The organism is Synechococcus sp. MIT S9452 (genome assembly GCF_047304245.1).
In the GTDB taxonomy this organism is placed as follows: Bacteria; Cyanobacteriota; Cyanobacteriia; order PCC-6307; family Cyanobiaceae; genus RCC307.
In genome coordinates this window covers 1,454,361-1,480,191 of record NZ_CP138956.1, presented here as the reverse complement: position 1 = coordinate 1,480,191, position 25,831 = coordinate 1,454,361, and the positions used below count along the sequence as shown (strand labels likewise).

The window sequence follows — 25,831 nt, the reverse complement described above, 5'->3', positions numbered from 1 at the left end:
TGCTTAATTGTTGCCGCCGCATTGTGCTAAGATTAGTATAGATAATAAGTTTCACCAATGCGCCCTTGGCTGCGTGTGGGATTAGTGAATGTGGGTGTGCTTTCTGCTCTACTATTAGTTCCTGCCATATCTTTTTCTTTTTACAAGTCAATTAAGTTGTCTCGGCAGCAAGAACAGCAGCCCCATCACAATTTAAATATTAATCCTGCCTATCCAACTGAAGCTGATAGAGAGCTTGTCCAAGAAATGAGTTTAGATAAGGGGAGTGGCGCCGAGTATATTTCATTTTTGGGATGGAAAAATAATCCTTTTGTTGGAAAGCACACCAATGTTCAACCACCCTACAACACTAGATTGTCGTTTGGCCAAAACATTGATTCGTCGCATTGGTTTTTTGGCGGTTCAACAATGTTCGGTACAGGAGCTTCTGATTTTGAGACAATACCAAGCCATTATTCAAAAATAACGGGCATACCTGTTTTTAACTTTGGCCAGTCTGGTTGGGTTTCCCGTCAATCTTTAAATCAACTTCTTAATCTTTTGGCAGAGGGTGAAAACCCAGATTCTGTCACTTTCTATAGCGGTGTTAATGATGTGCTAGTTGGATGTCGCTCAGAATATAAACAACTTCCAGTTCACCAGCAGCAACAAAGAATTTCTTCTAGCCTAAAAATAAATGCTTCGAGTGTCATTGCTGCCCGTCTAAAGAATGCTAAAAATTTTTTAATTGCCCCCTATGTAGCCATTGCTGGAAAATTTGGTGTGAAATCCGAGCCTGCCAAGGTGTTTGGTGGGATGGTTTGCTCGTCTGAGCCTGAACGAGCTCAGAAGGTCGCTGATCATTTGGTTGCTAATTGGTATGCCGCATATTTACTTTCAAAATCAGTTGGTGCAGATTTCACTGCAATTTTGCAACCAGTAGTTTTTCACAGTGCTGAAATCAAAACAGACTATTTGGGACAAGAGCACAATTATTTGCAAGCTGAATATGCTCTGACATATCCACTAATACTTGAGGAAGTTGATCGATATTGTGATATCAGTTTTGATTTCTGTGAAAGTGTAATCGATGGAACTGGATGGTTGGACAATTCTGAGCCTGTTTACATCGACTTTTGCCACATTACTGGTAAAGGAAACCAAATTGTTGCTGCAGAAATCGTTGGTATTTATCGCAACAAATAATCCACGGGTCAGTTGATTTAAATCCCGCTGCCTTCTAGGAACTCCAGAATCTCCCGGTCCCGCAGGTTTTGCGCTTGGGCAGCGGGAGCTTGTCCGCCGCGGGCTAGGGCTAGGGCGTTTTCCAGCGCGTCGATCCGCTCCATCAGGTTGCGGATCACTTGGGCTTCCGCATCAGGCAGCTGGGAGTGGGCCAAGGGGTTGATGCGCACGCCAGATTGGTGAATCACGCGCCCTGGAACGCCCACCACGGTGCAGTCGGCATCCACATCGCGCAGCAGCACTGAACCAGCGCCGATGCGGGTGTTGGCTCCCACGGAGATGCCGCCGAGCACCTTGGCGCCAGCTCCCACCACCACGTTTTCGCCAAGCACCGGGTGGCGTTGACCGCTCTGTTTGCCCGTCCCGCCCAAGGTGACGCCTTGGTAAAGCAAGCAGCGATTGCCCACCACGGCCGTTTCGCCAATCACCACGCCCATGCCGTGGTCGATGAACACGCCTTGGCCGATGCGCGCCCCGGGATGGATTTCAACGCCGGTGACCAATCGCCCCAGCTGGGACATCAGCCTGGGGATCAGCGGCAGGCCTGCCCTCCAGAGGCGATGGCTGAGCCGGTGCAAGCACAGGGCATGCAGCCCCGGGTAGCAGAGCAGAATCTCCAGCACGCCCCGGGCAGCGGGATCGCGGTCGCGAATGATGGCGATGTCCGCGCGCAGGCTGTGCAGCATCCTCAGGGGCTGGGGGCGTTGGCGCTGCTATCGAGGCCGATCTCCTTGCAGAGCATGTCGATCGTGCTGGCCCCGAGATAACTCTGGGCGCAGTGCACCTGCGGCAGACGCATCAGTTGCGAGCGATTTTGCCGCAAGGTCTGCTCCACCAGCGGCAGGCTGGGCCGGTCGCAGAGCACGTGACTGGCGGCGCGGCAGAGGGCCAGCAAACGGCTGCCCACATCCGGTGACGCGGTCATCACCAGCAGCTCTTGGCCGCGCATCGAGTGCAGGATCACCTCAGCAGCCCGCAGGATGCCTGGGCTGATGCTCACCAGGCCAACGCAACTGCCGGCGCGCAATTCCTTGAGCATGGCCAGCTCGTGGCGGAAGTCGTTGAGGTCAACGGCCACCGCACGCACGCCGTGTTGTTTGGCCAGCTCCTCAACGGGTTGCAGGAAATAGCGGCTGGTGACGACGGTGCCGTTGTTGGAGCTCTCCAGCACGGCTTCCAGTTCTTCGAGGGGCACCACCTCCACCGGCACTTCGAGTTTGGGGGTGAGCTCTTCGGCGATCAGCAGAGAGGCGCCCAGGTCCTCGCGCGGGGTGCTCACCAAAACCCGGGCGCCGCAGCGCAGGCGCCAGTCGATTTCACGGGTGAGCAGTTCACGGGCTTGCTGCAGCGTGCAGCCGGCATTGAGCAGTCCATCAATGCTGCGGCGCACTTCCTGATCGATGTCAGGGCGGATGCGGTGGCGCGGGCCGCTGGGAGCTTTAACTTCCCGGGGTTTTTGCTGGTCGCGCACATAGATGCCCGAGCCGGCCATGGCCTCGACCACACCATCGTTTTCCAGCTGGCGGTAGACCTTGCTGATGGTGTTTCGGTGTAGGCCCGTTTGCATCGCCAGTTGGCGGGTGCTGGGCAGCCGGTGACCCGGTGGAAAGTGACGCGCCGCGATCGCGAAACAGATCTGGTTGTAGAGCTGGGTCGACGCGGGAATGTCGCTCTCCTGTTGGATATGGAAACGCACGCCTGGGGTGTGACAGCAGATCGACCGTGCCACCGTAGTGGCACATGCCCCGGGTGACAATTCCTGCCGTGTCCTCTGTGTGGGCTTGGCCATGGCTTGGTTGACGATTTCCGGCTCCCAGGCCCAGCTGCGCTGTTGGTTTGAGCGTCCCCAGCAGCCCCGAAGCCTGGTGCTCGTGTTGCCTGAGGTGTTTGGGATCAACAGCTGGTTGCGTGCTGTGGCGAGCCGGCTGGTGGCTGCTGGCCATGGGGTGCTGGTCATGCCCCTGTTTGCGCGCACAGCCCCAGCGCTGGATGTGGGATACGACGCAGCCGGCTTAGCCGAAGGACGTCAGCACCGTGATGCGGTTACCGCAGCAGGTTTCCAAAGCGATGTGGATGCGGTGATGCGCTGGTTGGCGCACGAGCCTGAGCTGGCTCACCTGCCCCTGGCGGGTTTGGGGTTCTGCTTTGGGGGGCATTTGGCCTGGCACCTGGCCACGCGGCCTGAGCTCAAGGCCACCGCCAGCTTCTATGGCGCCCGGGTGTCGAACTTCTCCCCCGGAGGTGGCGTGCCCACCCTGCAGCTGGCCGCTGGGATCCCTGGGCGCTTGCTCGTTTGGTTGGGGGCGGATGATCCGTTGATGCCAGCGGATGAGCAGCAGGCGATCTGCACAGCTCTTCAAGCCGCTGATCTATCAGCTGAGCGCCTGCAGTGCCGCATTGCCCCTGCTGCGGGTCATGGCTTTATGTGTTCACAGCGCTCAGATTTCCAGCCAGAAGCTGCCTGGCAGGGCTGGCAAAGCCTGCTGGAGCTGTTGGATCAAGTCGGCGAGGCCGAGGCTTAATTTGTGGCTGCAGGGGCAGCTGTTTTGCCAGGGGGCTTAGCAATCGGCAGCGTGCGCTCAGCCTTGGTGGCTTGCTCGGGCTTGTCCTTTTGCAGCGGCGTTTTGCGGGGTCCCAGAAACATGATCATGTTGCGGCCTTCCCGCTTGGGGGGCTGCTGCACCTCGGCCGATTCCTCGAGGTCTTTGGCCATGCGCATCAGCAATTTTTCAGCCAAGGCGGTGTGCTGAATCTCCCGGCCGCGGAAGATCACGGTGCACTTCACCTTGTCGCCGGCCTTGAGAAAACGAACCGCTTGACCGATGCGCACTTGGTAGTCGTGGGCATCGATTTTGTAGCGCATCTTGACCTCTTTAACTTCGGTCTGGTGCGACTTTTTCTTGGCTTCTTTGGCTTTCTTTTCCTGCTCGAATTTGAACTTGCCGTAGTCCATGATCCGGCAAACGGGCGGATCAGCTTTTTCGCTTACCAGCACCAGATCCAGTTCCCTCTCCCGGGCCACATCAAGGGCTTCGTCCCTGGAGATCACACCGAGCTGGGTGCCATCGGCATCAACGACCCGCAGCTTGGGGTAATTAATTCGATCGTTGATATTGGGAAGTTCCCGAACCGGCGCGCGGCGATCAAAGCGAGGACGTGGAGCCATTCAGTCGGGTTGGGGGGCGTTCAGCAAGGAACGAGAGACTCTTCAGCCTAAGACCTGGCCGCTGCAATGGCTTCCAATGCTTCTTCAAGTGCGGATTCCGGGTTTAACCACAGGGGCTGATGGCGGTTGCGGAACCAGGTGCGTTGGCGTTTGGCGAACAGCCAGGTGCGCCGGCAGGTCAGTGCTTGTGCTTCGGACTTGCTGAGCCTTCCGGCGAGCACGGCCAGGGCTTCGCCGTAACCAATGGTTTGCAACAAGGGCAGATCAGCTCCGTAGCGCCTGCTGAGCGTTTCGGTTTCGGCCACGAGGCCCCTGGCATAGAGGGCGGCTGTGCGCTGCTCAATGCGTTCTTTGAGGTCGCTGGGATTGAGCCCCAGCTCCAGCACCCGGCAGGCCGGCGGGCAGCGCCCCTGTTGGCTGGAGATGGTTTGGCCGGTTCCGTAGAGCACCTCTAAGGCCCTTTGGGTTCGGATTGGATCGTTGGGCTGGATCTTGGCGGCGGCTTGAGGGTCCGCCTGGCGCAGTAGCTGATGGCAATAGGACTGCCCCAGTTGCTGCAGTTGTTGACGCAGGCCCGGTTGCGGCGGCAGGGCGGGGGGCTGCAGCCCTTGGCTGAGGGCTTGCAAATAAAGGCCGCTGCCACCGACCAACAAAGCGGGCCTTCCCCGCTGTTGCTCTTGCTCAATCAGCGGTTGGGCATGGCCGCAGAACTGCTGCAGGTTGATGGGCTGATCAGGGGTGCTCAGGTTCAACAGCTCGTGGGGGGCTTGCTGCTGCTCTTCGCGCGACGGCTTGGCCGTGCCGATGTCCATGCCCGCATAGAGCTGACGGGAATCAATCGAGAGAACCCGGCAATCAAGCTTTTGGGCCAAGGCAATTCCAAGGCTGGTCTTGCCGCTGGCGGTGGGGCCCAAAACCAGCACCATTAATGGGGTCATTGCATCCCCTGCCTGAATTCACCCGGAGACAGCTCCAGGACCGCCCATGGCAGCCGGTGGTAGTCTGAGATGTCATCGGAAGTGTCTGGCAGACCTTTGCTTCTGCACAGGGCTATCCGACGGTTATCAGCATGAGCGAAGCCACCAGCCCCTCGTCCTCGCAGGTTCAGGCCGCCTACGGCGCCGAGCAGATCCAGGTTCTGGAGGGTCTTGAACCGGTGCGGAAACGCCCGGGCATGTACATCGGCAGTACAGGACCCCGCGGTTTGCACCATCTCGTCTACGAGGTGGTGGATAACTCGGTGGATGAAGCCCTGGCCGGGCACTGCAACACCATTGATGTCTGCCTCAGGGCCGATGGATCCTGCAGCGTGGCCGATAACGGACGCGGCATCCCCACCGATGTGCACCCCCGCACGGGGAAGAGCGCACTTGAGACCGTGCTCACCGTGCTGCACGCTGGCGGCAAGTTCGGCTCCGGCGGTTACAAGGTCTCCGGTGGCCTGCATGGCGTCGGCGTTTCTGTGGTCAATGCCCTGAGTGAATGGGTGGAGGTCACCGTTCATCGTCAGGACAAAGTTCATAAGCAGCGCTTTGAGCGCGGTGCTCCCATCGGCAGCTTGGCCTCAGAAGCCGGCGAGAAAGGCCGCACCGGCACCGCGGTTTGCTTCAAGCCCGACATTGAGATTTTCACTGGCGGGATCAGCTTTGATTACGCCACCCTCTCGGGGCGTTTGCGGGAATTGGCCTACCTCAATGGTGGGGTCAAGATCGTCTTCCGCGACGAGCGCCCTGAAGCGGCTGGCGAGGATGGCCAGCCCCACGAAGAGATCTACTTCTATGAAGGCGGCATTCGTGAATATGTCGACTACATGAATGCGGAGAAGGATCCCCTTCACCCCGACATCATTTACGTCAACTCTGAGAAAGACGGCGTTCAAGTGGAAGCCGCCTTGCAGTGGTGTGTGGATGCCTATTCCGACAGCATCCTTGGCTTTGCCAACAACATCCGAACCGTTGATGGCGGCACCCACATTGAGGGCCTTAAAACCGTCTTAACCCGCACCCTCAACACCTTTGCCCGCAAACGCGGCAAGCGCAAAGACAGCGACGGGAACCTCGCTGGCGAAAACATCCGGGAGGGCCTGACAGCGGTGCTGTCGGTGAAAGTCCCTGATCCGGAATTTGAAGGCCAGACCAAAACCAAACTTGGCAACACGGAGGTGCGCGGCATCGTCGACACCGTCGTTGGTGAAGCGCTCAGTGAATATCTCGAGTTCCATCCCCAGGTGATTGATCTGATCCTGGAGAAGGCCATTCAGGCCTTCAATGCGGCTGAAGCCGCCCGACGCGCCCGTGAATTGGTGCGCCGCAAGAGCGTGCTGGAAAGTTCAACCCTGCCCGGCAAGCTCGCTGATTGCAGTTCCCGTGATCCCGCCGAATCGGAGATCTACATCGTTGAGGGAGATTCCGCTGGTGGCTCGGCCAAACAGGGCCGCGATCGCCGCAATCAGGCCATTCTTCCGCTGCGCGGCAAGATCCTCAACATTGAGAAGACCGATGACGCCAAGATCTACAAAAACACAGAGATTCAGGCCCTGATTACGGCCCTTGGTTTGGGCATCAAAGGCGAAGAGTTTGACGTCAGCAATCTTCGTTATCACCGCATTGTGATCATGACCGACGCTGACGTTGATGGTGCTCACATCCGCACCTTGATCCTCACTTTCTTCTATCGCTATCAACGCGAGCTTGTGGAAGGTGGTTACATCTACATTGCTTGCCCGCCGCTGTACAAAGTTGAGCGGGGCAAGAACCACACCTATTGCTACAACGAGCAAGACCTCAAAACAACGCTTGACGGTTTCGGCGAAAAAGCGAATTACACCATTCAGAGATTTAAGGGTCTCGGTGAAATGATGCCGCAGCAACTGTGGGAAACCACGATGGATCCCACAACCCGCACCATGAAGCGCGTTGAGATTGAAGATGCTGCTCAAGCCGATCGCATTTTCACGATCTTGATGGGCGACAAGGTTGCACCCCGTCGCGAGTTCATCGAAACCCACAGCGCTGAGCTTGATCTGGCTGACCTCGACATCTGATGGTGTTGCGTTGGGCCTGGGTGTTGGGCTTGGCCCTGATGGCTCCCGTGGCTTTGCCAGCCGGTGGTGCTGATCTGCGGCATCCCGATCCTCGCCGCCGCGGCCCCAGCGGTCCTTTGCTCTCCGGCAGGCGCGATCAGCTCAAGAGCAGTCCGGCCTCCAAAGCGCCTTCGCTGCTCACCCTGGGCCGCGAGACACCCATGACGGTGCTGCGCCATTGGAACAGCCCCGATGGCCGCCGCTGGGCCTATGTGCAGGTGCTGACGGGTTCGGGCTTCGGCGTTGGTCAGGTGCACAAACGCGGCTGGATCAATGTCTGAGCTTGTTGCCCCCGCTCCTTTTTATTGGGAGGCAATTTTGGTTGCTTTAGGCGCCGTGCCAGGGGCCTGGTTGCGCTTGCGGGTGGTGAATCACTTCGAGCCGGTGGTGCCCCACAAGCATTGGGGCACGTTCGTTGTGAATGTGTCGGCTGCTTTCTTTCTGGGGCTCTTTTCTGGATTGCACGCGTTGCAGCTCAAAGCCTGCAGCGGAGCCATTGGCACAGCCCCAATGATGCTGCTGGTGGGAGTGGGTTTTTTCGGCAGCCTCAGCACCTTTTCCACCTTTGTGGTGGAGCTACTCAATACCCTGCAGAACCGTCAATTCCTGCAGTTTGTTGGCCTGATGGTGTTCTCGCTGGTGATTGGTTTGCTGGCGGCAGCAGCGGGATTTCAGCTGGGGTTGAGCCGTGGCTGAATCACCCACTCAAGGCAGTCCAAATTTGGATTGGCGCCTGTTGGAAATGATCTTGGTGGCCATGGGTGCTGTCCCTGGTGCATTGATCCGCTGGCAGGCCGCCGGGGTCTATTTCGGTGATGGCGACAACGTCGTCGTCAACGTGGCTGGGGCCTTCATCTTGGGCTTGTTGGTTGGCCGCGGCGTGGATGCCCGCTGGCAGCTGCTGGTGGGCACAGGGTTCTGCGGTTCGCTCACCACCTTCAGTGCCTGGATGGTGGATTGCGTGGTGTTGATCGCCGCTGGCCAGTGGCTCCAGGCCGCAGGGTTGCTTGGCATCACCCTGGGCCTGGGATTGGGATTTGGAGCCCTCGGCGTGTTGCTCGGCCGGCTGCTCAGGCGGCCAAGGCCGTCTCAATCGCCGTAGTTAGCTCACTGCTCTCCGGCTCCACGCCGCTTTTAAAGCGGGCGATCACACCGCCGTCTTTGCCCACCAGGAATTTCTCAAAATTCCAGGCGATCGGGCCAGCGGGCTCGGCCTGGGTGAGGGTGTCAAAGGGGGCAGCGTCAGAGGCCACCTTGCTCATCAGCTCAAAGCTGACGCCGTAGTTGGTGGAGCAGAAAGTTTTGATTTCTTCGATCGTGCCGGGCTCTTGGGCGCCGAAGTCATTGCAAGGGAAGCCGATCACTTTGAGGCCCTGCTTGCCGTAGCGCTCGTGGAGCTGCTGCAGACCGGCGTATTGCTTGGTGAACCCGCACTGGCTGGCCACATTCACGATCAGCAGGACGCTGCCGTTGTCGCTGGCCAGATCACGGCTGGATCCATCGGCTGAGGTCACGCTGACGCCGTTGAGGCTGAGGGCCATGGGGATTGCGGCAAAACTGCTGCGCGACCCTAGGTCTGCTCCATAAAGTTCGGGTGCTTTGCTGCGGCCCAATGTCGGATTCGGCGACCGCGATTCCTGAGCTGACCGAGTATTTACAGCGTTTGATCGACGCCGGCAATTACGACGCCGTCAAGCAGTTGCTCAAACCGGAGCAACCGGTGGATGCCGCTGAAGCAATCAGCAACCTGCCCACGTTGCAGCAAGCCATTGCCTTTCGCTTGCTGCCGAAAGACGAGGCGATTGAGGTTTACGAGTACCTCGAACCCGTTGTGCAGCAATCGCTGCTGGAGCGCATGCGATCCAGTGAGGTGCTCGAGCTAGTTGAGGAGATGTCCCCGGATGACCGGGTGCGTCTGTTTGATGAGCTGCCCGCCAAGGTGGTGCGCAATCTGTTGCAGCAGCTCAGCCCCGATGAGCGCCGGGTAACCGCTGAGCTACTTGGATACGAAAGTGAAACGGCCGGTCGTCTGATGACGACCGAATTCATTGGCCTCAAAGAATTCACCACCGCCGCCCAGGCCCTGGAGATCGTGCGCCGTCAGGCCAGCGCGACCGAAACCGTTTACACCCTCTATGTCACCGATGCGGCTCGCCGCCTGACCGGCATCCTGTCGTTGCGGCAGTTGGTGGTCTCCGATCCCCAGGCCACCGTTGGCGAGGTAATGACCCGTGATGTGGTCCGGGTCCAAACCGGTACCGATCAAGAGGAAGTGGCGCGGTTGATTCAGCGCTACGACTTCTTGGCACTGCCCGTGGTCGATAGCGAAGACCGGTTGGTGGGCATCGTCACCGTCGATGACGTCATCGACGTGATCGAGCAGGAGGCCACCCGCGACCTCTATGCCGCTGGCGCTGTGCAGGCAGGTGATGAGGACGATTATTTCAAGAGCAATTTGTTCACCGTGGCTCGCCGCAGGGTGGTGTGGCTGGTGGTGTTGCTGCTGGCCAATAGCGGCACAGCGGCGGTGATTGCATCGATGGATGGTGTGCTGAAACAGGTGGTGGTGTTGGCGGCCTTCATTCCGCTGCTGATTGGCACCGGCGGCAACGTGGGCGCGCAGAGCTCAACTGTGATCATTCGCGGCCTCAGCACCCAGAGGCTGCAAAGCCTCGGTAGCTGGCGGGCGATTTGGCGAGAGGCGGTGGCTGGGGCCCTGCTGGGATTCCTGCTGATGCTGGTGGTGATTCCGTGGGCGGCCTATGTCAGCGGCGGCAACTGGTTGGTGGCCTGGGCTGCGGGAATTTCCCTGGTGGGTATCACCACCTTGGCTGCTACTGCGGGTGCCGCCTTGCCCTTGCTGTTTAACCGTTTGGGCTTGGATCCAGCCTTGATGTCGGCTCCTTTTATTGCCACAGCCACAGACGTGGCGGGCGTTTTCATCTATTTGCGTACCGCGATGATCCTGTTGGAACGGTTCTCATCGGCCTCGTGAGACCCCAGAGACCAGAGTTTTCTGAGAGCGAATTTACGCTTCTTAATGCTACGGTTTACATATCTTTATCGAACTGGTCATGGCTGCCATTGCCGTCGATCAGCGTCCCCCCGTCGATGGGGACCTGGTTCGCTCCTATTTACGTGATATCGGCCGGGTGCCGCTGCTCAGCCACGAACAGGAAATCACCTTGGGCCGTCAGGTTCAGGAACTTGTTCGGCTCGAGGAGGCTGAAGCTGAATTCAAGATGCGTCAGGGCCATGAGCCTAGCCGCGAGGAAATGGCTTCCAACTTGGGCATTTCCCCTGCTGTGTTGCGTCGCCGGCTGATCAACGGCCGCCGTGCCAAAGAGAGGATGGTGGCCGCCAACCTGCGTCTGGTGGTGAGCGTTGCCAAGAAATACACCAAGCGGAACATGGAGCTCTTGGATTTGATCCAAGAGGGCACCATCGGCTTGGTGCGTGGTGTGGAGAAATTCGATCCCACCCGCGGCTACAAGTTCTCCACTTACGCCTATTGGTGGATCCGTCAGGGCATCACCCGCGCCATTGCTGAGAAGAGCCGCACCATTCGGCTGCCGATCCACATCACCGAAACCCTCAACAAGCTCAAGAAGGGCCAGCGGGAACTTTCCCAAGAGCTGGGCCGCACCCCCACGGTGGGTGAGCTGGCTGAGTTCCTCGAGCTTCCCGAGCCCGAGGTCAAAGATCTTCTGAGCCGTGCTCGCCAGCCCGTCAGCCTGGAGATGAAGGTGGGCGATAGCGATGACACCGAGCTCTGCGAGCTGTTGCAGAACGATGCGCCCATGCCCCATGAGTTGGTCGATGGCGACTGCCTCAAGGGTGATATGCGCTCTTTGCTTGAGCAGTTGCCTCCGCTGCAGGGTCGTGTGTTGAAGATGCGCTACGGCATCGATGTGGAAGAGCCGATGAGCCTTACTGGCATTGGCCGTGAACTGGGTATGAGCCGCGATCGGGTGCGCAACCTGGAGCGTGATGGCTTGGCTGGTTTGCGCCGCCTTAGTGAAGCGGTTGAGGCTTACGTGGTGGCCTGATGTTAGTCAAGGTTGCTCGCAGCATATAAACAACAATCAGCGCGAAGTAAAAGCATTGCTGTAAGTTAAGTATTCACAACTTAAACTATATCTTCAGTTGTGGCTGTTGGTAATGCTAAATTTGTCTAAATGATCTCAAAGTAAAAAGAACCTGGTTCGCGATTTTTTGATAGATAAGGGCATACCAGCTTAAGTTTTTCATAATGAGTATGTTTTAAACTATTTAAGCTTGCAAGAATTTTGTATCGAGATGTATTTGAGAGTAGGCATTCCAGTAAATATTGTTCATTCCATAGAAGAACATCTTCTCTGATCCAGCTGTCAAGATAGTCGCGAGGCGTGAATATATCGTGGATATGAACTATTACTCCTTTTTTGAGGAGGGGAATTATCTCCAGGTACTCCATCAGAACCTCTCCTTGAGGTCGTATGACATGAGAAGAGTCAATAAATAAAAGATCCCCTGCCTCCAGTTCCTGGAAAATAGAAATATCTAACTCCTCTAAAAGATGGCGAGCAACTTGCACATTTAACTTCTCCAGCCAAGGCTGTTCGTATGGCTCAATGCAGAGATGAGTTGCTTTATTTCCATTTTCTTGACTGTTTTTCTTTGTGGCCAGGCAAGCTATTTTTGTTGATTGCCCGCTTCCAATTTCAATAATTTTTTTGGGCTTTTTATGCCTTATAATTTGATATAAAAATTCGGCGTCTCCACTTGCAAACCCAGGATTGCGAATACAAAATTCCGTGTCTGCCTGGGCGCTCTCGTTGAGCTTTAAGTCAATTAGTTCTTGGCCATATTGAAGTCGTTCGAGTAGTTTAAGTTGATCAAGTAGTTTTAAGTTAATGCCCGGCAAATTCCTCTCTTCGCGTAAGCTTTTCCGTAATAGTTTATCGTTTATCAGGGGTTGATAGTAATGGTCCCGAATTGGGTAAATTCCAATTTGTTTTAAAAGTTGTCTGGACTTTGGTAAGCGTGATCCACCTATTCTGGCAAACAGCTTCATGGCTAGAGCTGAGGGTGCTAGTAGCGGCCATAAGCAGTAATCAAGAATTTTCAGATATCTTTTCTGCATGAGCTTGGTGATTTGAAAGATGCCTTGTTTGGTGTCCAGTGCTTACACTTCGAAAGTTAGTCCCTGCTCCAGCCGTAGGCAGTTTGGCATGTTTTGTGGGGCTGCTCTGATTTTTGCAGCAAGGACTGCATCGAACGCCCCACTACTTTTGAAGTTGCTTTCGCACGCGGTGTCAAATTTTATTTCGTTGATATGATTACTCCCTTTTTTCGTTGGATCGTTGCCTTTTTATTAGCCTTTGTTATGCCCTCATTGGTTTAAGACTGATCAAGGTGGCCCCCAGCACCAAGACAGCACCCATCACCATCAGGTCGTTGATGCTCTCTTCCAAAAAGAGCAGTCCCCATAGGGCTGCGAACACCACCTGCACATAGTTAATGGCTGTTGCCCGTGCCGCTGGCATCGACGACAGCCCCTGGGTGAGAAAGATTTGTCCCAACTGGGTGAAGAGTCCAACCCCGATCAGCCAGGCCCACTCTGTTGCGTTGGGCCATACCGGATTGGCCAGCACAAATGGCAACGCCATGGGCACTGACATCAGCGGGAAATAGAAAATGATCACCGAGCGGTGCTCGTCAGTGGCCAAGTGCCGCACAGTGACGTAGGCCAGAGCGGTGAGCAGTGCGCCGGTGATTCCGATCGCGACGGCGAGCGCTGGGAGGGGATCCATGGCGCTATCGCCCGTGAGCTGCGCCAACCAATCGGGCTGGGCGACCAGCAACACCCCAAGCCAGCCCAAGGCCATGGCCAGCAGGATGCGTTTGCCAGCTCTCTCCCCCAAGGCTCCCCAAGCCAAGGCCGCGGTGAAGGTGGGATAGAGGTATTGCAGCACCGTGGCGGCTGCCAGGGGCAACTGGCTGATGGCGCCGTAAAAGCAGAACAGCGCCAGAGTGCCCACCACCCCGCGCCAGATCAGCATGGGCCGGCGATTGCCCCAGGGGCTCACGCCCTGGCGTTGGATCACCCACCAACTCAGCGCCAAGCTGATCAACGCCCGGATGAACACCACCTCAGCAACGGGGATGCGGCCTCCTAGCTGTTTGACGCACAGGCTCATCAGGCTGAAGCTGAAGGCGCTGAGCACCATCACGTGGGGACCTTTCATCGTTCGCCTTTCCTTTTCACAGCGCCCGCTGCAGACTGTGACGCACCCATGCGTTGTCCCGTTGGAATGAAGGCCAGCAGGTCTGGGGCACTTGGGGAGTGCAGATGAGTTTCGATGTCCCGGTGCTGCTGCTTACCTGGCGCCGTCCTGATACGACGCGTCAGGTGTTGGAGGCTTTGCGGCCGGTGGCGCCGTCCAAGCTTTATGTGGCTTCGGATGGTCCGAGGAATGAAGCTGAAGCCGAGGATGTGCAGGCAACGCGCGATTTGATCACGGAGTTTATTGATTGGCCATGTCTACTTAAAACACGTTTTCATCCTGTGAATCAGGGCTGTCAGCTGGGGGTGAGTTCGGCCATTACATGGTTTTTTGAGCAAGAGGAGGCAGGCATTGTTTTAGAGGATGATTGTGTGCCGCACCCCGACTTTTTTCCTTACTGCCGTGAGCTTTTAGAGCGCTACCGGCATGACACAAGGATCTGGTGCATTAGTGGTGATAACTATCAGGATGGTTGTTGGCGTGGCGATGGGAGTTATTACTTCAGCCGTTACAACCATTGTTGGGGGTGGGCTACTTGGAAACGTTGCTGGTCCCAATACCCCACCCATCAGCAACTTTGGGAAGAAGTCAAGGCATCTCCGTCGTTCCAGCAATCCATGTTTGAGGATCCGCTTGAGCGGCAGTATTGGATTACGATTTGGGAGAAGTTATTTTCGACTGGAATCCCTGATAGTTGGGCCTACCGCTGGTCTTTGGTCTGTATGGCCAATAGCGGCCTGACCGCCTTGCCCAATCAAAACTTGGTCACCAACATTGGCTTTGGTGACGATGCAACTCACACCACAGGGTTGGCAACAGCTGTTGAGACCAGAGGGCTCCCGGCGATCCAGCACCCCAAAGTGATTTGTAGAGATGCTGGTGCTGATGCGTATGCGTTTAATTCCCACTTTGGAGGCGCTCAGCTACGTAATAGGCGTCTTCAGTTGCGCAATAGGCTGTCGAGCTGGAAGCGCCATCTTCTTCAACGCTTGGTATGAAAAGCCCCTTGTCTGGAGCAGAGTGCTCGCTCTTAAACACGATTGAGGTTGAGCATATTCGCCGCCGCTGGTTAGAAGCGATGAACATTGTTTGGGACCCTAAATCCAGTAGCCAGAGGGTCGAATACTGGCTGGATTCGATATCAGGCTTTGCTTTCTACACCCCAACTGACTTGGCGGGGGAAGCCCCTTTGTATGAGCAATTGCAAGAGTTTGATTGGTATTACATGCCAGACAAATGGGAATTCCGCCAAGCATTGGCTTGGATACAAGCTCTGCCATGCAGCCAATCTCTTCTGGAGGTGGGTGTTGGCAAAGGATTCTTTTTGCAACATGCTCGCCACGCCGGCCTTGTGCCCACGGGTGTGGAGCTCAACCCAAAAGCCGCAGCTTCAGCGCGGGCGCTTGGATTTGAGGTGTTGATGGATCCTCTGGATGTCATTAAGCAGCAGCTTGGAGAGGGCAATTGGGACGTGATTTGTTCGTTTCAGGTGTTGGAGCACCTCCCCAATCCCTTGGCATTTTTGGCTGATGCGGCTGCGCTGTTGCGAGCCAATGGTGCCCTGATTCTCTCGGTCCCCAATAGTGATGTGGCCAGGCAATTGGATCCTCAACGCGAGCGTGACCTTCTGGATCAGCCCCCCCATCACATGGGGCATTGGACTTCTGAGGTGTTCCGCTTCCTTCCCGAGGTGTTGCCACTGCGTTTGGAAGCGTTGGCATACGAACCGCTAGCTCCACACCATGTCGAGTGGTTTGTGGCCTCGTGGTCACGTCAGTGGAGAGCTGCTCTGCCGCGCCCACTGGGACGACTCGTGGTGAACCGATGGTCCCAATGGTTGCTCCAAGGCTGTCTTCTTCTTGGCTTGCGGCGCTTTGTGCGAGGTCACACCTTGATGGCCCAGTTCCGCAAGATCGGTTGATGCTCACAGCCTTGCAGCTCAATGCCTCGGCCTCCGATGGAGGCGCAGCCCGGGCTGCTGTGCGTGTTCACGAGGGGTTGTCGCTAGAGGGCCCCGTCTTTGGTTGGACGAGCCGGTTTCAGGCAGCCTCGGGCCCCGCTTCAGGACTAGGTGTTTGCGTTGGTTCTCCGTTGCAACGGTCAGCGATTTGGCGCCGTTTGCATCCAAGACTGACCCAATGGCGCAAGCGCCACTGGCGAACCAATAACCCAGCGCTGCATTCGCTGGCTTGGCCGGATACCGGTTTGGGAGCAGAGCTCACCGAGGCCCACTCCCATGGTGATTTTGAACTTCTCAACCTGCATTGGCTGGGCGACAGCACGCTGTCCATCGAGGAGATCGGAAGGCTCCCTTGTCCTGTGTTGTGGACCTTGCATGATCAATGGCCGTTTTCCGGGGCTGAGCATTACGCCCCGCTGCCGGGCTCCGGTTCGGATCTCGCCGCGCTGGAACGGTTCACATCTGGCTACGAACAGGAGACCTCGCCTGTGCTCGAACGCAGGTGTGATCTGAATCGCTGGACCTGGCAGCGCAAACAACGTTCTTGGCGCCAACCAATGACCTTGATTTGCCCCAGTCAATGGATGGCGGACTGTGTTCAGCGCAGTGCCTTGATGAGTGGTTGGCCCTGCCATGTAATCCCGAATCCCCTGAATCTTGAGCAGTGGAAGCCAGTTGAGCCGCTGTTGGCTCGCCGGTTGTTGGACTTGCCTCTTGAAGCTCCGCTGGTCTTGTTTGGGGCGATGGGCGGGACTGCTGATCCACGCAAAGGATCTGATCTGTTGGAGCGGGCGCTGGTGTCCCTCGCGGCGCGCAGCGAAGGCCAGCCCAAGCAGCCGCACTTGGTGATTTTTGGCCAGGAGCGATCAGCTCTGCAGCAGTCCTTTGGGCTTCAAGTCCATTGCTTGGGCCATCTCCACGACGCGGTGAGTTTGCGTTTGGCCTACTCGGCAGCTGATGTGATGGTGGTGCCCTCACGCCTCGACAATCTGCCCAACACAGCCACTGAAGCCATGGCCTGTGGTACGCCGGTGGTGGCGTTTCGAACCGGTGGGTTGCCCGAGATCGTCAATGACGGGATCAGTGGCAGGCTGGCGGATCCGTTTGAGCCTGAAGATTTGGCCCAGTGCATCGCTTCGGTGGTGTTTCAGCCGGAGAAGCAACGGGCCTTGGAACAGCAGGCCCGGCAACAGGCGGAAAATCGGTGGCATCCCAAGCGCATTGCTGCTCTCTACGCATCCGCATACGACGAGGCTTTGGAGCGCTCCGCGTGACGCTGAGTTCGGGGCAGTTAGCCACTGATCTCCTTGCCTGGTGGGACGAGCATGGCCGCCACGACATTCCCTGGAAGCAGGCCAGAGCTTCCGCTCAGCCCGATCCCTACGGCATTTGGATCGCCGAAGTGATGTTGCAGCAAACCCAGCTGCAGGTGGCGCTGCCCTATTGGCAGCGCTGGATGGAGGCGCTTCCAACCGTTGAAGCTTTGGCTGCTGCAGATGAGCAGCAGGTGCTGCTGCTTTGGCAGGGGCTTGGCTATTACTCACGGGCGAGGCGGTTGCATCAGGCAGCGCAACAACTTCAAGGCCAGACCTGGCCCCAAGATCTCGAAGCTTGGCTTGCGCTCCCCGGCATTGGCCGCAGTACAGCCGGCAGCATTTTGAGCTCAGCCTTTGATCGGCCCCTCGCGATTCTCGATGGCAATGTCAAACGCGTTTTGGCAAGGCTGACGGCTTTCAAGCAGCCGCCTGCGCGACATAGCGCTCATTTTTGGAATCTTTCTGAGAAGTTGTTGGACCGGCAACGGCCCCGTGATTTCAACCAGGCCCTGATGGATTTGGGGGCCACGCTGTGCACCCCACGCCAGCCGGACTGCCACCGCTGCCCCTGGCAATCCCACTGCGCTGCTTACGCTGCCGGCTCCCCCGAACAATTTCCCGTGAAGGAGTCACCCAAGCCGCTACCCCTGCAGGTCATTGGTGTGGGTGTGGTGCTCAATGAAGCCGGCGAGGTGTTGATTGATCAGCGTCTGAATGAAGGTCTCTTGGGTGGCCTTTGGGAATTTCCTGGCGGCAAGCAGGAACCCGGTGAGGCTATTGAGGCCACGGTGCTGCGCGAACTTCACGAGGAGCTGGCGATCGAGGTGAAAGTAACGGAGCCTCTGATCAGCCTGGATCACGCCTACAGCCATAAACGTTTGCGCTTTGAGGTGTTTCTCTGCCGTTGGATCAGCGGTGAGCCGCAAGCATTGGCCAGCCAACAAGTGCGTTGGGTGCACCCCACCGGCCTGGCGGCCTTCCCATTCCCAGCCGCCAATGCGCGCATCATTGCTGCCTTACTGCAGCGCTTTGGCCAACCTGAGGAGAGCAGCAAGGTGGCCTGATGGCCCAGGTGTTCTGCCTCGGTGAGGCCTTGATCGATCGTTTGCTCCCTTGGGGCGATGATCCCGGCCGCGATTGTTTGGGTGGTGCGCCGGCCAATGGGGCCTGTGCCTTGGCACGGTTGGGATCCGCTGCTGGCTTTGTTGGACGCCTGGGGCGCGACCCAATTGGCACAGCCTTTGCAGAACTCTTTGAGCAGCGGGGCCTAGATATCAGTGGGCTGCAGTGGGATGAGCAGCGGCCGAGCCGGGTGGTGCTGGTGGAGCGTGATGCAAGCGGTGATCGCTGTTTTGGCGGTTTTGATGGCGACCGCGGCTCTGGCTTTGCCGATACGGCCCTGGAAGCCGATCAGCTGCCAGCTGGTTTGGGAAACGGCTGGCTGGCTTGCGGCACCATTCCCTTGGCCACGCCCACCTCAGCGCTGGCGTTGCAGCAGGCCATCAGCCGGCATCGCAACGGCGGGGGGCACTTGGTGCTGGATGTGAACTGGAGACCCACCTTTTGGGGCTTGGCCGCAGATGCTGAACCCACTGCTGAGATCCAGCAGCAGATGCAGCCATTGCTGCGGCAAGCCGATTTGCTCAAGTTGGCGGCTGAGGAGGCCGAGGGTTTGTTTTCAAGCCGTGATGCCCAAGCCGTGGCTGCTGCCCTGCCCCAACGTCCTGCTGTGGTGGTGACCGACGGCGGCAAAGGGGTGAGTTGGTCGATGGGGGCAGCCTCTGGTTCGCTGCCCGCCTACCGGGTGCCTGTTGTCGACACCACCGGTGCCGGCGATGCGTTTTTGGCTGGCCTGCTGCACCGCTTGGTGAAAGAGCCCAATCTCTTGGCTGGTTCTGATCCCGGTCGGGTTCAACAGGCGCTGCAGTTCGCCAGTGCCTGCGGGGCTCTGGTGTGTCAGGGCGCTGGTGCGATCGACCCGCAGCCCGCCGAGCCAGCGGTGTTGGCCTTTATTGAGCAGCAGCCGGCGGGTTGATCAACAGCTGCCGGCCGCCATCGCAATAGAGCAGTTGCAGCTGCCATGCCTGGGATGGTGAGAAGCTGAGCCGTTGCGGCCATTCCACCGCCAGCAAGGCACCACTTTCAGCGGCCAGTTCCTCCTCTTGGGCGAAGAGCTCATCGGCGGCTTCGGGCAGCTCCAGCCGGTAGAGATCCAGGTGCACCAGCACCGGCTGCTGGGGAGCATCTGGCCGGCTGTAGTGCTGGGCTAACGCAAAGGTGGGGCTGGTCACCGCTTCGGTGATCCCGAGGCCTGCAGCGATCCCTTGCACCAGTGAGGTTTTGCCAGCACCCAGTTCACCGCTGAGCAGCAGCACCGATCCCATGGGCAGCTCGCGGGCCAAGGCGATGCCGCGAGCATGGGTTTGATCGGCGTCAGCGAGAAAAAGATCCATCTCTGTAGATTCCTCCGACGCGAGCCCGAAGCCTCGGCGACTCCGCAGAGAATCCCTTATCCATTCTTTCCATGGTCGCTGCACCTGAAGCCCTGTCGTTTGCTGGCCTGCAAGCAACAGACAACTATGTAATCGCCGATATCGCTCAGGCCGCGTTTGGCCGCAAGGAAATTGCCATCGCTGAGACCGAGATGCCCGGTCTGGTGGAGCTGCGCAACAAGTACGGCGCCCAGCAGCCCCTCAAGGGTGCGCGCATCTGCGGCAGTCTGCACATGACGATTCAGACCGCTGTTCTGATCGAGACCCTGGTGGCCTTAGGCGCTGAGGTGCGTTGGGCTTCTTGCAACATCTTTTCGACCCAGGACCACGCCGCGGCAGCTATCGCTGAGAGCGGTATTCCCGTGTTCGCTTATAAGGGCGAAAGCCTTGATGAATACTGGGCTTTTACCCACCGGATCATGGAGTGGTCCGATGGCGGCACCCCCAACATGATCCTGGATGACGGTGGTGATGCCACCGGCCTGATCATCCTGGGCTCCAAAGCCGAGCAAGACATCTCGGTGCTGGATAACCCCTCCAATGAAGAGGAGATTGCTCTGTTTAAGAGCATCAAGGCCCGCCTGGCCGTTGATCCCACCTTCTATTCCCGCATCAAGGCCAACATCCAGGGCGTGACAGAAGAAACCACCACTGGTGTGGCCCGCCTTTATCAAATGGTGGAAACCGGTGAGCTGCCTTTCCCGGCCATCAACGTCAACGACTCAGTCACCAAGAGCAAATTCGACAACCTTTATGGCTGCCGCGAGTCCCTGGTCGACAGCATCAAGCGCGCCACCGATGTGATGGTGGCCGGCAAGCAAGCCCTGGTCATGGGCTATGGCGATGTGGGTAAGGGTTCCGCCCAGTCCCTGCGCGGTCTCGGTGCCACCGTTTGCGTTGCTGAGGTGGATCCGATCTGCGCTCTGCAGGCCGCCATGGAAGGCTTCCGCGTCGTTCGCCTCGAAGACGTAGTGGACCAGATGGACATCTTCGTTACGGCGACTGGCAACTTCCAGGTGATCCGCCATGAGCACCTGGTGCGCATGAAGGATGAGGCCATCGTCTGCAACATTGGCCACTTCGATAACGAGATCGATGTGGCGTCCCTCAAGCAGTACGAGTGGGACAACATCAAGCCGCAGGTGGATCACATCACCCTGCCCAGCGGCAACAAGATCATCCTTCTGGCCGAGGGCCGTCTGGTGAATCTGGGCTGCGCCACCGGCCACCCCAGCTTCGTGATGAGCAACTCGTTCACCAACCAAACCCTGGCTCAAATCGAGCTGTTCACCAAGCGCGATCAGTACGAGAACAAGGTGTATGTGCTGCCCAAGCACCTTGATGAGATGGTGGCTCGCCTCCACCTCGACAAGATCGGCGCCAAGCTCACAGAACTCACCAGCGAGCAGGCCGATTACATCAACGTGCCGGTGGAAGGCCCTTACAAGGTGGATCACTACCGCTACTGATTCGGCGGGGCCCATGGAAGACTTGCGCGGTTTCACATCGCGCAGGCTCCATGGGGCTCACTGAGCTGGTCACCCAACTACCGGAGCTCATCGGTCAGGCCGTTGAAGCCAACCAATGGTTGGGGTACACCGCCATCGGGGCGGCCATGTTTCTGGAAAACCTGTTTCCGCCGATCCCCTCAGAGCTGATCATGCCTCTGGGGGGGTTTTATGTGCAGCAGGGTCAGCTGAGCTTCATCCCTGTGGTGTTGGCGGGCTTGATCGGCACGGTGATCGGCACGCTGCCTTGGTATGGCATCGGCCGCTTGATCAATGAAGAACGCATCGAGCATTGGCTTGAGCGCCATGGCCGCTGGATTGGCATCAGCCCTGCTGATTTGGTGCGCAGCCGCAAATGGTTCAGCCGTTACGGCACCTTGCTGGTGTTCTGGGGTCGCTTGCTGCCCGGGATTCGCACCTTGATCTCCGTGCCTGCGGGCATTGAGTTGATGCCGTTTGTGCCGTTTCTGCTGTGGACAACGGCCGGAAGCTTGATCTGGACGTTGCTGCTCACCTTGGCGGGCTTTGCTCTTGGTGAGGGCTACAGCAACGTTGAGGTCTGGATTGAGCCGGTTTCGAAGGTCATCAAAGTGGGCCTGGTGGTGGCCGCCGTGGCGGTGGCGGTGTGGCTGGGCTTGCGCATTTGGCGCCGCCGCCACACCGCCGATTGAGCTCAGAACGGCACGTCGTCGTCGCTGGCGCCGCCGCCGAAGTTGGCGTTCTGTTCGCTATCGCGCCTGGAGCCGAGCAGTTCGAGCCGGTCAACGCGAACTACTGGCTTGGAGCGCTCCTCGCCACTGGCCCGGTCGGTCCAACGGTCCAATTTCAGTGAGCCGATGATTCCCAGCAGGGAGCCTTTCTTGACGTAGTCAGCGGCCACTTGGGCTTGCTTGCCCCAGATCTCCAGGTTGAACCAGTCGGGCTCATCGTCGCGGCTGCGGCGATTGACGGCCATGGTCAGGTTGGCAACAACGCTGCCGGATTCGAAGTAACGCACCTCGGGGTCGCGGCCAGCACGGCCAACGAGGGTGACGGAATTGACGCCCATGGGTCTCTCCTTTGTCGATGGGTTAATGATGCGCCACCTGGTCGGGGCGCCTATCCCCAGTGGTTCCACCGCTGCGTCCGGTTGTTGCGTGTCAGTACCCAAACAGCATTGAAAATCACATCTATGATTCGCCGGCTTAATGGCTTGACATCTCATGTTTTGGCGTCGTTTTCAGCTTTCCCGCGACATCGGGATTGATCTGGGCACCGCCAACACCCTGATCTATGCCACAGGCAAGGGGATCGTGTTGCGTGAACCGTCGGTGGTTGCCATCGACCTCGATAAAGGCGTTCCCCTGGCAGTTGGCGAAGAAGCCAAGTTGATGCTCGGGCGCACGCCGGGAAACATCCGTGCGGTGCGTCCCCTGCGTGATGGCGTCATTGCTGACTTCGATGCCGCTGAGCAGATGATCAAGTACTTCATCCAGAAGGGGAATGAAGGCCGCGGCATGGTGGCCCCCCGCTTGGTGATCGGCATCCCCAGTGGCGTCACCGGTGTGGAGCGCCGTGCTGTGCGTGAAGCCGGTCTGGGCGGCGCCCGGGAAGTGCACCTGATTGATGAACCGGTGGCGGCCGCCATCGGCGCTGGTCTGCCGGTGACTGAACCGGTGGGTTCGATGATCGTTGACATCGGCGGTGGCACCACCGAGGTGGCGGTGCTCAGCCTGCAAGGCACCGTGATTTCTGAATCGGTGCGCGTTGCCGGCGATGAACTCAGCGACTCGATCACCAGCTACCTGAAAAAGGTGCACAACCTGGTGGTGGGTGAGCGCACGGCTGAAGAAATCAAGATCCGCATCGGCTCGGCTTTCCCCGACGATGAGTTCGATCAGACCGCCATGGATGTGCGTGGTCTTCACCTGCTCTCCGGCTTGCCCCGCACAATCAACGTGCGCGCTGGCGATATCCGCGAAGCCATGATCGAACCGCTCAACGTGATCGTTGAAGCGGTGAAGCGCACCTTGGAGCGCACTCCCCCTGAACTGGCTGCTGACATCGTTGACCGCGGCATCATGTTGGCCGGCGGCGGCGCGCTGGTCCGCGGTATTAGCGATCTGGTCAGCAATGAAACCGGGATCCTCACCCACGTGGCGGAAGACCCTCTGCTGTGTGTGGTGAATGGCTGCGGCCGCGTGCTCGAGGACTTCAAGCGCCTGGGCCGTGTGCTGGATGCATCTGAGTTCAGCCGTTTGGCCAACTAAGCCATGGCGATGGGTCGGCGGCTGTCGCGCCTGCTGGATCGGTCTTTATTGCTGAGCACAGGACCTTGGCTGGTTCTGCTGCTCTTCTTTTTGGTGGTGCGCGTCTCTAAAGGCGCCCCCTTGGCCGATCTCTATGCCCAGCTCAGCCGCCCGTTTTGGCCTGGTTCAGCCCAATCGGAATGGCTCAAAGAGTCCCAGCACCTGGAAGATCAGCAGCGCATTGCAACCCTTGAGGGCCGCTTGGCTCGCCTTGAGCAAGATCAGCAGCTGCGCAATCAAGCCGGTGATTGGATCACCGCTCCTGTGATCAGCCGCCGCATTGAAGGCTGGTGGCAGCAACTGGAATTGGGTGCTGGTCGGGTGCAGGGCATCAAAACCGGAGCAGTGGTTACCGGCCCTGGCGGTGTGTTGGGCCGCATCAGCAGCGTGACTCCGAGCACCTCACGGGTGCAGTTGCTGACCGATCCCTCCAGCCGCGTGGGCGTCGAGCTTCAAGGCGGCAAAGGCCATGGTTTGCTCTTTGGGGAGGGCTCTAGCCGGCCACTGGTCAAATTCCTCAACAACGATGTGACCGTTCAGCCCGGTGATGTAGTGGTCACCTCTAAGGCCAGCTCGGTGTTTCCGGCCAACTTGATCATTGGCGTTGTTCAGAGCGTTAACACCCAAGCCGGGCCAGCTCCCCAGGGCTTGGTGCAGCTCTCAGCCCCAGCTGATCAGATCGATTGGGTGCGGGTGCGCTGATGGCTGATCGTTCCTGGTGGCGGCTGCAGGCGTTGATCCTCACCAGCTTGCTGTTGCTGCTGCTGACGATTGCCACCCCGGCTTGGTTGCGGCTTGATGGCATGCCTCCCAGTTGGCCAGTGCTGTGGCTGTTGCCTTGGGCTGTTGTGGAAGGTCCGATTGCTGGCGCGTTGGCGGCGGTGTTAGTGGGCCTTGGCTTTGATTCTTTTTACGGCCAGGGCATCAGCTCCATCCCCGTGCTCGTGTTGTTGGCTCTGTGGTGGGGGCAGTTCCGCGATGCGCGCCGGCCTTTGGAGCGCAGCACCACCCTTGGTTTGCAGGCCTTGCTGGGCAGCTTGCTGCTGAGTGCCAGCTTTGCGCTGCAGTTGCACTGGCGTGGTGGATCGGTGGCTTTGGCTTGGCAGGTGAGCCTGGCGCAAGCGCTGCTCACGGCCCTCTTGGCGCCGGTGGTTTGCTCTGTGCAGGTGCTGCTGTGGAGGCGCCTCACCCCAGACGATGGCCGTTAAAAAAAGGCTGCTGTTGCTGGGTTTGCTGGCGGCTCTGTTGGGGGGCTGCAGCCCGGGGCCCAAGCCCAATGAACTGCAGTTCTGGACGATTCAGCTGTCGCCCAAATTCGATCCTCTGATCCGCTCGATGTTGGCGGAATGGGAAGAGCAGAACCCTGGCGTGAACGTGCGCTGGACGGACCTGCCGTTTGGCTCGGTGGAGCGCAAGTTGCTGGCGGCTGTTTTTGCCCGCACAGCGCCCGATGTGGTGAACCTCAACCCCCTGTTTTCAGCCAATCTCGCGAGCAAAGGTGGTTTGCTGCCGCTGCAGCAACGGCTCACCCCTGAGGTCAAAGCGTCCTATCTGCCCAGGGTGCTGAAGGCTGCCGAGCAAGACGGTGAGCTCTATGCCCTGCCCTGGTATCTCACCGCCCGCATCACCCTGGCCAACCAAAGGCTGCTCAAAGACGCGGGCTACAGCCAGCCTCCAGCCACCTGGGCGGAGGTGCCGGCCTATGCCGAGGCTGTGAAAAAGCGCACGGGCCGCTATGCCCTGTTTGTGACTGTGGTGCCCGATGGCTCAGCTGAGCTGCTGGAGTCGATGGTGCAGATGGGTGTGCAGCTGGTTGATGAGCGCTACCGGGCGACGTTCAACAGCCCTGAAGGCCGCCGCGCGTTTGCCTTTTGGACCGATCTCTACCGGCGTGGATTGCTGCCCAGGGAGGTGGTGAGCCAAGGCTTCCGCCGCGCGATTGAGCTGTATCAGAGCGGCGAGTTGGCGCAATTGGCCAGTGGCGCTGAGTTCCTCGCCACGATCCAGACCAATGCACCCCAAGTGGCGGCTGACACGGTGCCGTATCCGCCGGTGACCGGCGCCGATGGGGCAGCCAATGTTGCTGTGATGAACCTGGCGGTGAGCCGCCAGAGCCGCCGGCCTCAGTTGGCGGTGGATCTAGCCAGCTTCATCACCAACCCAGCCAACCAGTTGCGCTTTGCCCAGGCAGCGCGGGTCTTGCCATCCAGTGCGCCTGCTTTAAAGAAGCTCGAGCAGGAGTTGGCTGGAGCTCAAGGCCGTGATGGTTTGGTGGGTGCAGCGCGGTTGATGAGCGCGGAGACCTTGGCGCGGGCGCGGGTGCTGGTGCCAGCTGATCCAGGCATTAAGCGCTTGCAAGCCATCATTTATGGCCAGCTGCAACGGGCGATGTTGGGTCGCATGAGCAGTGATGCCGCCATCGCAGAGGCCGAACGGCAGTGGAATGCATATGCGGCCGCACGCTGGCCTTAAATCCTTAAGAGAATTGGAAGAGTTGTGTCCGTTACAGCCATATCTCCTCTTTTT

The 25,831-nt window shown here is 58.4% G+C and carries 28 protein-coding genes; 19 read left to right on the top strand and 9 right to left on the bottom strand.

Annotated elements, in window-relative coordinates; genetic code table 11:
• Positions 1–57 precede the first annotated feature (57 nt).
• Positions 58–1,185 (top strand): SGNH/GDSL hydrolase family protein, encoded by a 1,128-nt coding sequence (locus SIB46_RS07875; protein WP_413295607.1) that lies wholly within the window; start codon positions 58–60, stop codon positions 1,183–1,185.
• Positions 1,186–1,202: 17 nt separating this feature from the next.
• On the opposite strand, the gene cysE is transcribed toward SIB46_RS07875, so the two are convergent.
• Both cysE and SIB46_RS07865 read right to left on the bottom strand, forming a co-directional pair.
• Positions 1,203–1,910: a serine O-acetyltransferase gene (gene cysE / locus SIB46_RS07870; protein ID WP_413295606.1), complete on the bottom strand. Its 708-nt coding sequence runs from the start codon at positions 1,908–1,910 to the stop codon at positions 1,203–1,205.
• A 2-nt stretch (positions 1,911–1,912) separates the two neighbouring features.
• A complete protein-coding gene (locus SIB46_RS07865; RefSeq protein ID WP_043736386.1) occupies positions 1,913–2,920 on the bottom strand; it encodes a GntR family transcriptional regulator in 1,008 nt (335 codons plus the stop codon).
• A gap of 91 nt (positions 2,921–3,011) precedes the next feature.
• Here SIB46_RS07865 and SIB46_RS07860 point away from each other — a divergent pair, with 91 nt between their 5' ends.
• Entirely contained in the window at positions 3,012–3,746 is a 735-nt protein-coding gene (locus SIB46_RS07860; RefSeq protein WP_413295605.1) for a dienelactone hydrolase family protein, read from the top strand.
• Here SIB46_RS07860 and infC read toward each other — a convergent pair.
• The gene (gene infC, locus SIB46_RS07855) at positions 3,743–4,390 is read right to left on the bottom strand and encodes a translation initiation factor IF-3 (RefSeq protein WP_413295604.1); all 648 of its coding nucleotides are present in this window, start codon (positions 4,388–4,390) and stop codon (positions 3,743–3,745) included. The genes SIB46_RS07860 and infC overlap by 4 nt on opposite strands.
• Before the next feature lie 47 nt (positions 4,391–4,437).
• Positions 4,438–5,328, bottom strand: a complete 891-nt coding sequence (gene miaA / locus SIB46_RS07850; RefSeq protein WP_413295603.1) for a tRNA (adenosine(37)-N6)-dimethylallyltransferase MiaA — start codon at positions 5,326–5,328, stop codon at positions 4,438–4,440.
• Positions 5,329–5,459: 131 nt separating this feature from the next.
• Here miaA and gyrB point away from each other — a divergent pair, with 131 nt between their 5' ends.
• The 4 genes from gyrB to SIB46_RS07830 are packed head-to-tail and all read left to right on the top strand — an operon-like array spanning position 5,460 to position 8,574.
• Positions 5,460–7,433: a DNA topoisomerase (ATP-hydrolyzing) subunit B gene (gene gyrB / locus SIB46_RS07845; RefSeq protein WP_413295602.1), complete on the top strand. Its 1,974-nt coding sequence runs from the start codon at positions 5,460–5,462 to the stop codon at positions 7,431–7,433.
• Positions 7,433–7,753 (top strand): SH3 domain-containing protein, encoded by a 321-nt coding sequence (locus tag SIB46_RS07840; RefSeq protein ID WP_413295601.1) that lies wholly within the window; start codon positions 7,433–7,435, stop codon positions 7,751–7,753. Before gyrB ends, SIB46_RS07840 begins: the two co-directional genes overlap by 1 nt.
• Positions 7,746–8,168, top strand: a complete 423-nt coding sequence (locus SIB46_RS07835; protein WP_413295600.1) for a fluoride efflux transporter FluC — start codon at positions 7,746–7,748, stop codon at positions 8,166–8,168. Before SIB46_RS07840 ends, SIB46_RS07835 begins: the two co-directional genes overlap by 8 nt.
• 46 nt (positions 8,169–8,214) lie before the next feature.
• The gene (locus SIB46_RS07830; protein WP_413297741.1) at positions 8,215–8,574 is read left to right on the top strand and encodes a fluoride efflux transporter FluC; all 360 of its coding nucleotides are present in this window, start codon (positions 8,215–8,217) and stop codon (positions 8,572–8,574) included.
• Here SIB46_RS07830 and SIB46_RS07825 read toward each other — a convergent pair.
• Positions 8,543–9,013, bottom strand: coding sequence for a glutathione peroxidase (locus tag SIB46_RS07825; protein WP_413295599.1), 471 nt, complete (start codon positions 9,011–9,013; stop codon positions 8,543–8,545). The two genes, SIB46_RS07830 and SIB46_RS07825, sit on opposite strands and share 32 nt — an antisense overlap.
• Positions 9,014–9,084: 71 nt before the next feature.
• On the opposite strand from SIB46_RS07825, the gene mgtE reads away from it, so the two are divergent.
• Both mgtE and SIB46_RS07815 read left to right on the top strand, forming a co-directional pair.
• On the top strand, positions 9,085–10,467 hold the full coding sequence (mgtE, locus tag SIB46_RS07820; protein ID WP_413295598.1) for a magnesium transporter: 1,383 nt from the start codon (positions 9,085–9,087) through the stop codon (positions 10,465–10,467).
• 79 nt (positions 10,468–10,546) lie between these two features.
• Entirely contained in the window at positions 10,547–11,521 is a 975-nt protein-coding gene (locus tag SIB46_RS07815; RefSeq protein ID WP_413295597.1) for an RpoD/SigA family RNA polymerase sigma factor, read from the top strand.
• A 125-nt stretch (positions 11,522–11,646) separates the two neighbouring features.
• Here SIB46_RS07815 and SIB46_RS07810 read toward each other — a convergent pair whose 3' ends face one another.
• Positions 11,647–12,528, bottom strand: a complete 882-nt coding sequence (locus SIB46_RS07810) for a class I SAM-dependent methyltransferase (RefSeq protein WP_413295596.1) — start codon at positions 12,526–12,528, stop codon at positions 11,647–11,649.
• Positions 12,529–12,838: 310 nt separating this feature from the next.
• Positions 12,839–13,702 (bottom strand): DMT family transporter, encoded by an 864-nt coding sequence (locus SIB46_RS07805; protein ID WP_413295595.1) that lies wholly within the window; start codon positions 13,700–13,702, stop codon positions 12,839–12,841.
• Positions 13,703–13,755: 53 nt separating this feature from the next.
• Here SIB46_RS07805 and SIB46_RS07800 point away from each other — a divergent pair, with 53 nt between their 5' ends.
• The 5 genes from SIB46_RS07800 (at position 13,756) to SIB46_RS07780 (ending at position 19,052) form a co-directional block, all read left to right on the top strand.
• Positions 13,756–14,739 (top strand): nucleotide-diphospho-sugar transferase, encoded by a 984-nt coding sequence (locus tag SIB46_RS07800; RefSeq protein ID WP_413295594.1) that lies wholly within the window; start codon positions 13,756–13,758, stop codon positions 14,737–14,739.
• 80 nt (positions 14,740–14,819) lie between these two features.
• On the top strand, positions 14,820–15,662 hold the full coding sequence (locus tag SIB46_RS07795) for a class I SAM-dependent methyltransferase (RefSeq protein WP_413295593.1): 843 nt from the start codon (positions 14,820–14,822) through the stop codon (positions 15,660–15,662).
• Positions 15,662–16,975, top strand: coding sequence for a glycosyltransferase (locus tag SIB46_RS07790; protein ID WP_413295592.1), 1,314 nt, complete (start codon positions 15,662–15,664; stop codon positions 16,973–16,975). Before SIB46_RS07795 ends, SIB46_RS07790 begins: the two co-directional genes overlap by 1 nt.
• Positions 16,972–18,081 carry an A/G-specific adenine glycosylase gene (gene mutY / locus SIB46_RS07785; protein ID WP_413295591.1) on the top strand — a complete coding sequence of 370 codons (1,110 nt, stop codon included), beginning with the start codon at positions 16,972–16,974 and terminating at the stop codon, positions 18,079–18,081. The genes SIB46_RS07790 and mutY overlap by 4 nt, the downstream gene beginning before the upstream one ends.
• A complete protein-coding gene (locus SIB46_RS07780; RefSeq protein ID WP_413295590.1) occupies positions 18,081–19,052 on the top strand; it encodes a carbohydrate kinase family protein in 972 nt (323 codons plus the stop codon). Before mutY ends, SIB46_RS07780 begins: the two co-directional genes overlap by 1 nt.
• Here SIB46_RS07780 and tsaE read toward each other — a convergent pair.
• On the bottom strand, positions 19,027–19,470 hold the full coding sequence (gene tsaE, locus SIB46_RS07775; RefSeq protein ID WP_413295589.1) for a tRNA (adenosine(37)-N6)-threonylcarbamoyltransferase complex ATPase subunit type 1 TsaE: 444 nt from the start codon (positions 19,468–19,470) through the stop codon (positions 19,027–19,029). The two genes, SIB46_RS07780 and tsaE, sit on opposite strands and share 26 nt — an antisense overlap.
• A 71-nt stretch (positions 19,471–19,541) precedes the next feature.
• Here tsaE and ahcY point away from each other — a divergent pair, with 71 nt between their 5' ends.
• Both ahcY and SIB46_RS07765 read left to right on the top strand, forming a co-directional pair.
• Positions 19,542–20,978: an adenosylhomocysteinase gene (ahcY, locus tag SIB46_RS07770; RefSeq protein ID WP_413295588.1), complete on the top strand. Its 1,437-nt coding sequence runs from the start codon at positions 19,542–19,544 to the stop codon at positions 20,976–20,978.
• Between the two features lie 50 nt (positions 20,979–21,028).
• Positions 21,029–21,688: a DedA family protein gene (locus tag SIB46_RS07765; RefSeq protein WP_011934525.1), complete on the top strand. Its 660-nt coding sequence runs from the start codon at positions 21,029–21,031 to the stop codon at positions 21,686–21,688.
• Between the two features lie 2 nt (positions 21,689–21,690).
• Here the strand turns inward: SIB46_RS07765 and SIB46_RS07760 are convergent, their stop codons facing one another.
• Complete coding sequence (locus SIB46_RS07760; protein ID WP_011934526.1) at positions 21,691–22,065, bottom strand: single-stranded DNA-binding protein; 375 nt, start codon at positions 22,063–22,065, stop codon at positions 21,691–21,693.
• 154 nt (positions 22,066–22,219) lie between these two features.
• Here SIB46_RS07760 and SIB46_RS07755 point away from each other — a divergent pair, with 154 nt between their 5' ends.
• Genes SIB46_RS07755 through SIB46_RS07740 form a run of 4 tightly spaced genes read left to right on the top strand, consistent with a single transcriptional unit; the run spans position 22,220 to position 25,777 of the window.
• Entirely contained in the window at positions 22,220–23,266 is a 1,047-nt protein-coding gene (locus SIB46_RS07755; RefSeq protein WP_043737577.1) for a rod shape-determining protein, read from the top strand.
• A gap of 3 nt (positions 23,267–23,269) precedes the next feature.
• A complete protein-coding gene (mreC, locus tag SIB46_RS07750) occupies positions 23,270–24,007 on the top strand; it encodes a rod shape-determining protein MreC (protein WP_413295587.1) in 738 nt (245 codons plus the stop codon).
• Positions 24,007–24,513, top strand: a complete 507-nt coding sequence (locus SIB46_RS07745; protein ID WP_050815424.1) for a hypothetical protein — start codon at positions 24,007–24,009, stop codon at positions 24,511–24,513. Before mreC ends, SIB46_RS07745 begins: the two co-directional genes overlap by 1 nt.
• Positions 24,503–25,777 carry an ABC transporter substrate-binding protein gene (locus tag SIB46_RS07740; RefSeq protein ID WP_413295586.1) on the top strand — a complete coding sequence of 425 codons (1,275 nt, stop codon included), beginning with the start codon at positions 24,503–24,505 and terminating at the stop codon, positions 25,775–25,777. The genes SIB46_RS07745 and SIB46_RS07740 overlap by 11 nt, the downstream gene beginning before the upstream one ends.
• The last annotated feature ends 54 nt before the right edge of the window (positions 25,778–25,831 follow it).

Coding starts and splice junctions, on each gene's coding strand:
- SIB46_RS07875 (WP_413295607.1), top strand. CDS start 58: ATGCGCCCTTGGCTGCGTGTGGGATTAGTGAATGTGGGTGTGCTTTCT.
- cysE (WP_413295606.1), bottom strand. CDS start 1,910: ATGCTGCACAGCCTGCGCGCGGACATCGCCATCATTCGCGACCGCGAT.
- SIB46_RS07860 (WP_413295605.1), top strand. CDS start 3,012: ATGGCTTGGTTGACGATTTCCGGCTCCCAGGCCCAGCTGCGCTGTTGG.
- infC (WP_413295604.1), bottom strand. CDS start 4,390: ATGGCTCCACGTCCTCGCTTTGATCGCCGCGCGCCGGTTCGGGAACTT.
- miaA (WP_413295603.1), bottom strand. CDS start 5,328: ATGACCCCATTAATGGTGCTGGTTTTGGGCCCCACCGCCAGCGGCAAG.
- gyrB (WP_413295602.1), top strand. CDS start 5,460: ATGAGCGAAGCCACCAGCCCCTCGTCCTCGCAGGTTCAGGCCGCCTAC.
- SIB46_RS07840 (WP_413295601.1), top strand. CDS start 7,433: ATGGTGTTGCGTTGGGCCTGGGTGTTGGGCTTGGCCCTGATGGCTCCC.
- SIB46_RS07835 (WP_413295600.1), top strand. CDS start 7,746: ATGTCTGAGCTTGTTGCCCCCGCTCCTTTTTATTGGGAGGCAATTTTG.
- SIB46_RS07830 (WP_413297741.1), top strand. CDS start 8,215: ATGATCTTGGTGGCCATGGGTGCTGTCCCTGGTGCATTGATCCGCTGG.
- SIB46_RS07825 (WP_413295599.1), bottom strand. CDS start 9,013: ATGGCCCTCAGCCTCAACGGCGTCAGCGTGACCTCAGCCGATGGATCC.
- mgtE (WP_413295598.1), top strand. CDS start 9,085: ATGTCGGATTCGGCGACCGCGATTCCTGAGCTGACCGAGTATTTACAG.
- SIB46_RS07815 (WP_413295597.1), top strand. CDS start 10,547: ATGGCTGCCATTGCCGTCGATCAGCGTCCCCCCGTCGATGGGGACCTG.
- SIB46_RS07810 (WP_413295596.1), bottom strand. CDS start 12,528: ATGAAGCTGTTTGCCAGAATAGGTGGATCACGCTTACCAAAGTCCAGA.
- SIB46_RS07805 (WP_413295595.1), bottom strand. CDS start 13,702: ATGAAAGGTCCCCACGTGATGGTGCTCAGCGCCTTCAGCTTCAGCCTG.
- SIB46_RS07795 (WP_413295593.1), top strand. CDS start 14,820: ATGAACATTGTTTGGGACCCTAAATCCAGTAGCCAGAGGGTCGAATAC.
- SIB46_RS07790 (WP_413295592.1), top strand. CDS start 15,662: ATGCTCACAGCCTTGCAGCTCAATGCCTCGGCCTCCGATGGAGGCGCA.
- SIB46_RS07780 (WP_413295590.1), top strand. CDS start 18,081: ATGGCCCAGGTGTTCTGCCTCGGTGAGGCCTTGATCGATCGTTTGCTC.
- tsaE (WP_413295589.1), bottom strand. CDS start 19,470: ATGGATCTTTTTCTCGCTGACGCCGATCAAACCCATGCTCGCGGCATC.
- ahcY (WP_413295588.1), top strand. CDS start 19,542: ATGGTCGCTGCACCTGAAGCCCTGTCGTTTGCTGGCCTGCAAGCAACA.
- SIB46_RS07765 (WP_011934525.1), top strand. CDS start 21,029: ATGGGGCTCACTGAGCTGGTCACCCAACTACCGGAGCTCATCGGTCAG.
- SIB46_RS07760 (WP_011934526.1), bottom strand. CDS start 22,065: ATGGGCGTCAATTCCGTCACCCTCGTTGGCCGTGCTGGCCGCGACCCC.
- SIB46_RS07755 (WP_043737577.1), top strand. CDS start 22,220: ATGTTTTGGCGTCGTTTTCAGCTTTCCCGCGACATCGGGATTGATCTG.
- mreC (WP_413295587.1), top strand. CDS start 23,270: ATGGCGATGGGTCGGCGGCTGTCGCGCCTGCTGGATCGGTCTTTATTG.
- SIB46_RS07745 (WP_050815424.1), top strand. CDS start 24,007: ATGGCTGATCGTTCCTGGTGGCGGCTGCAGGCGTTGATCCTCACCAGC.
- SIB46_RS07740 (WP_413295586.1), top strand. CDS start 24,503: ATGGCCGTTAAAAAAAGGCTGCTGTTGCTGGGTTTGCTGGCGGCTCTG.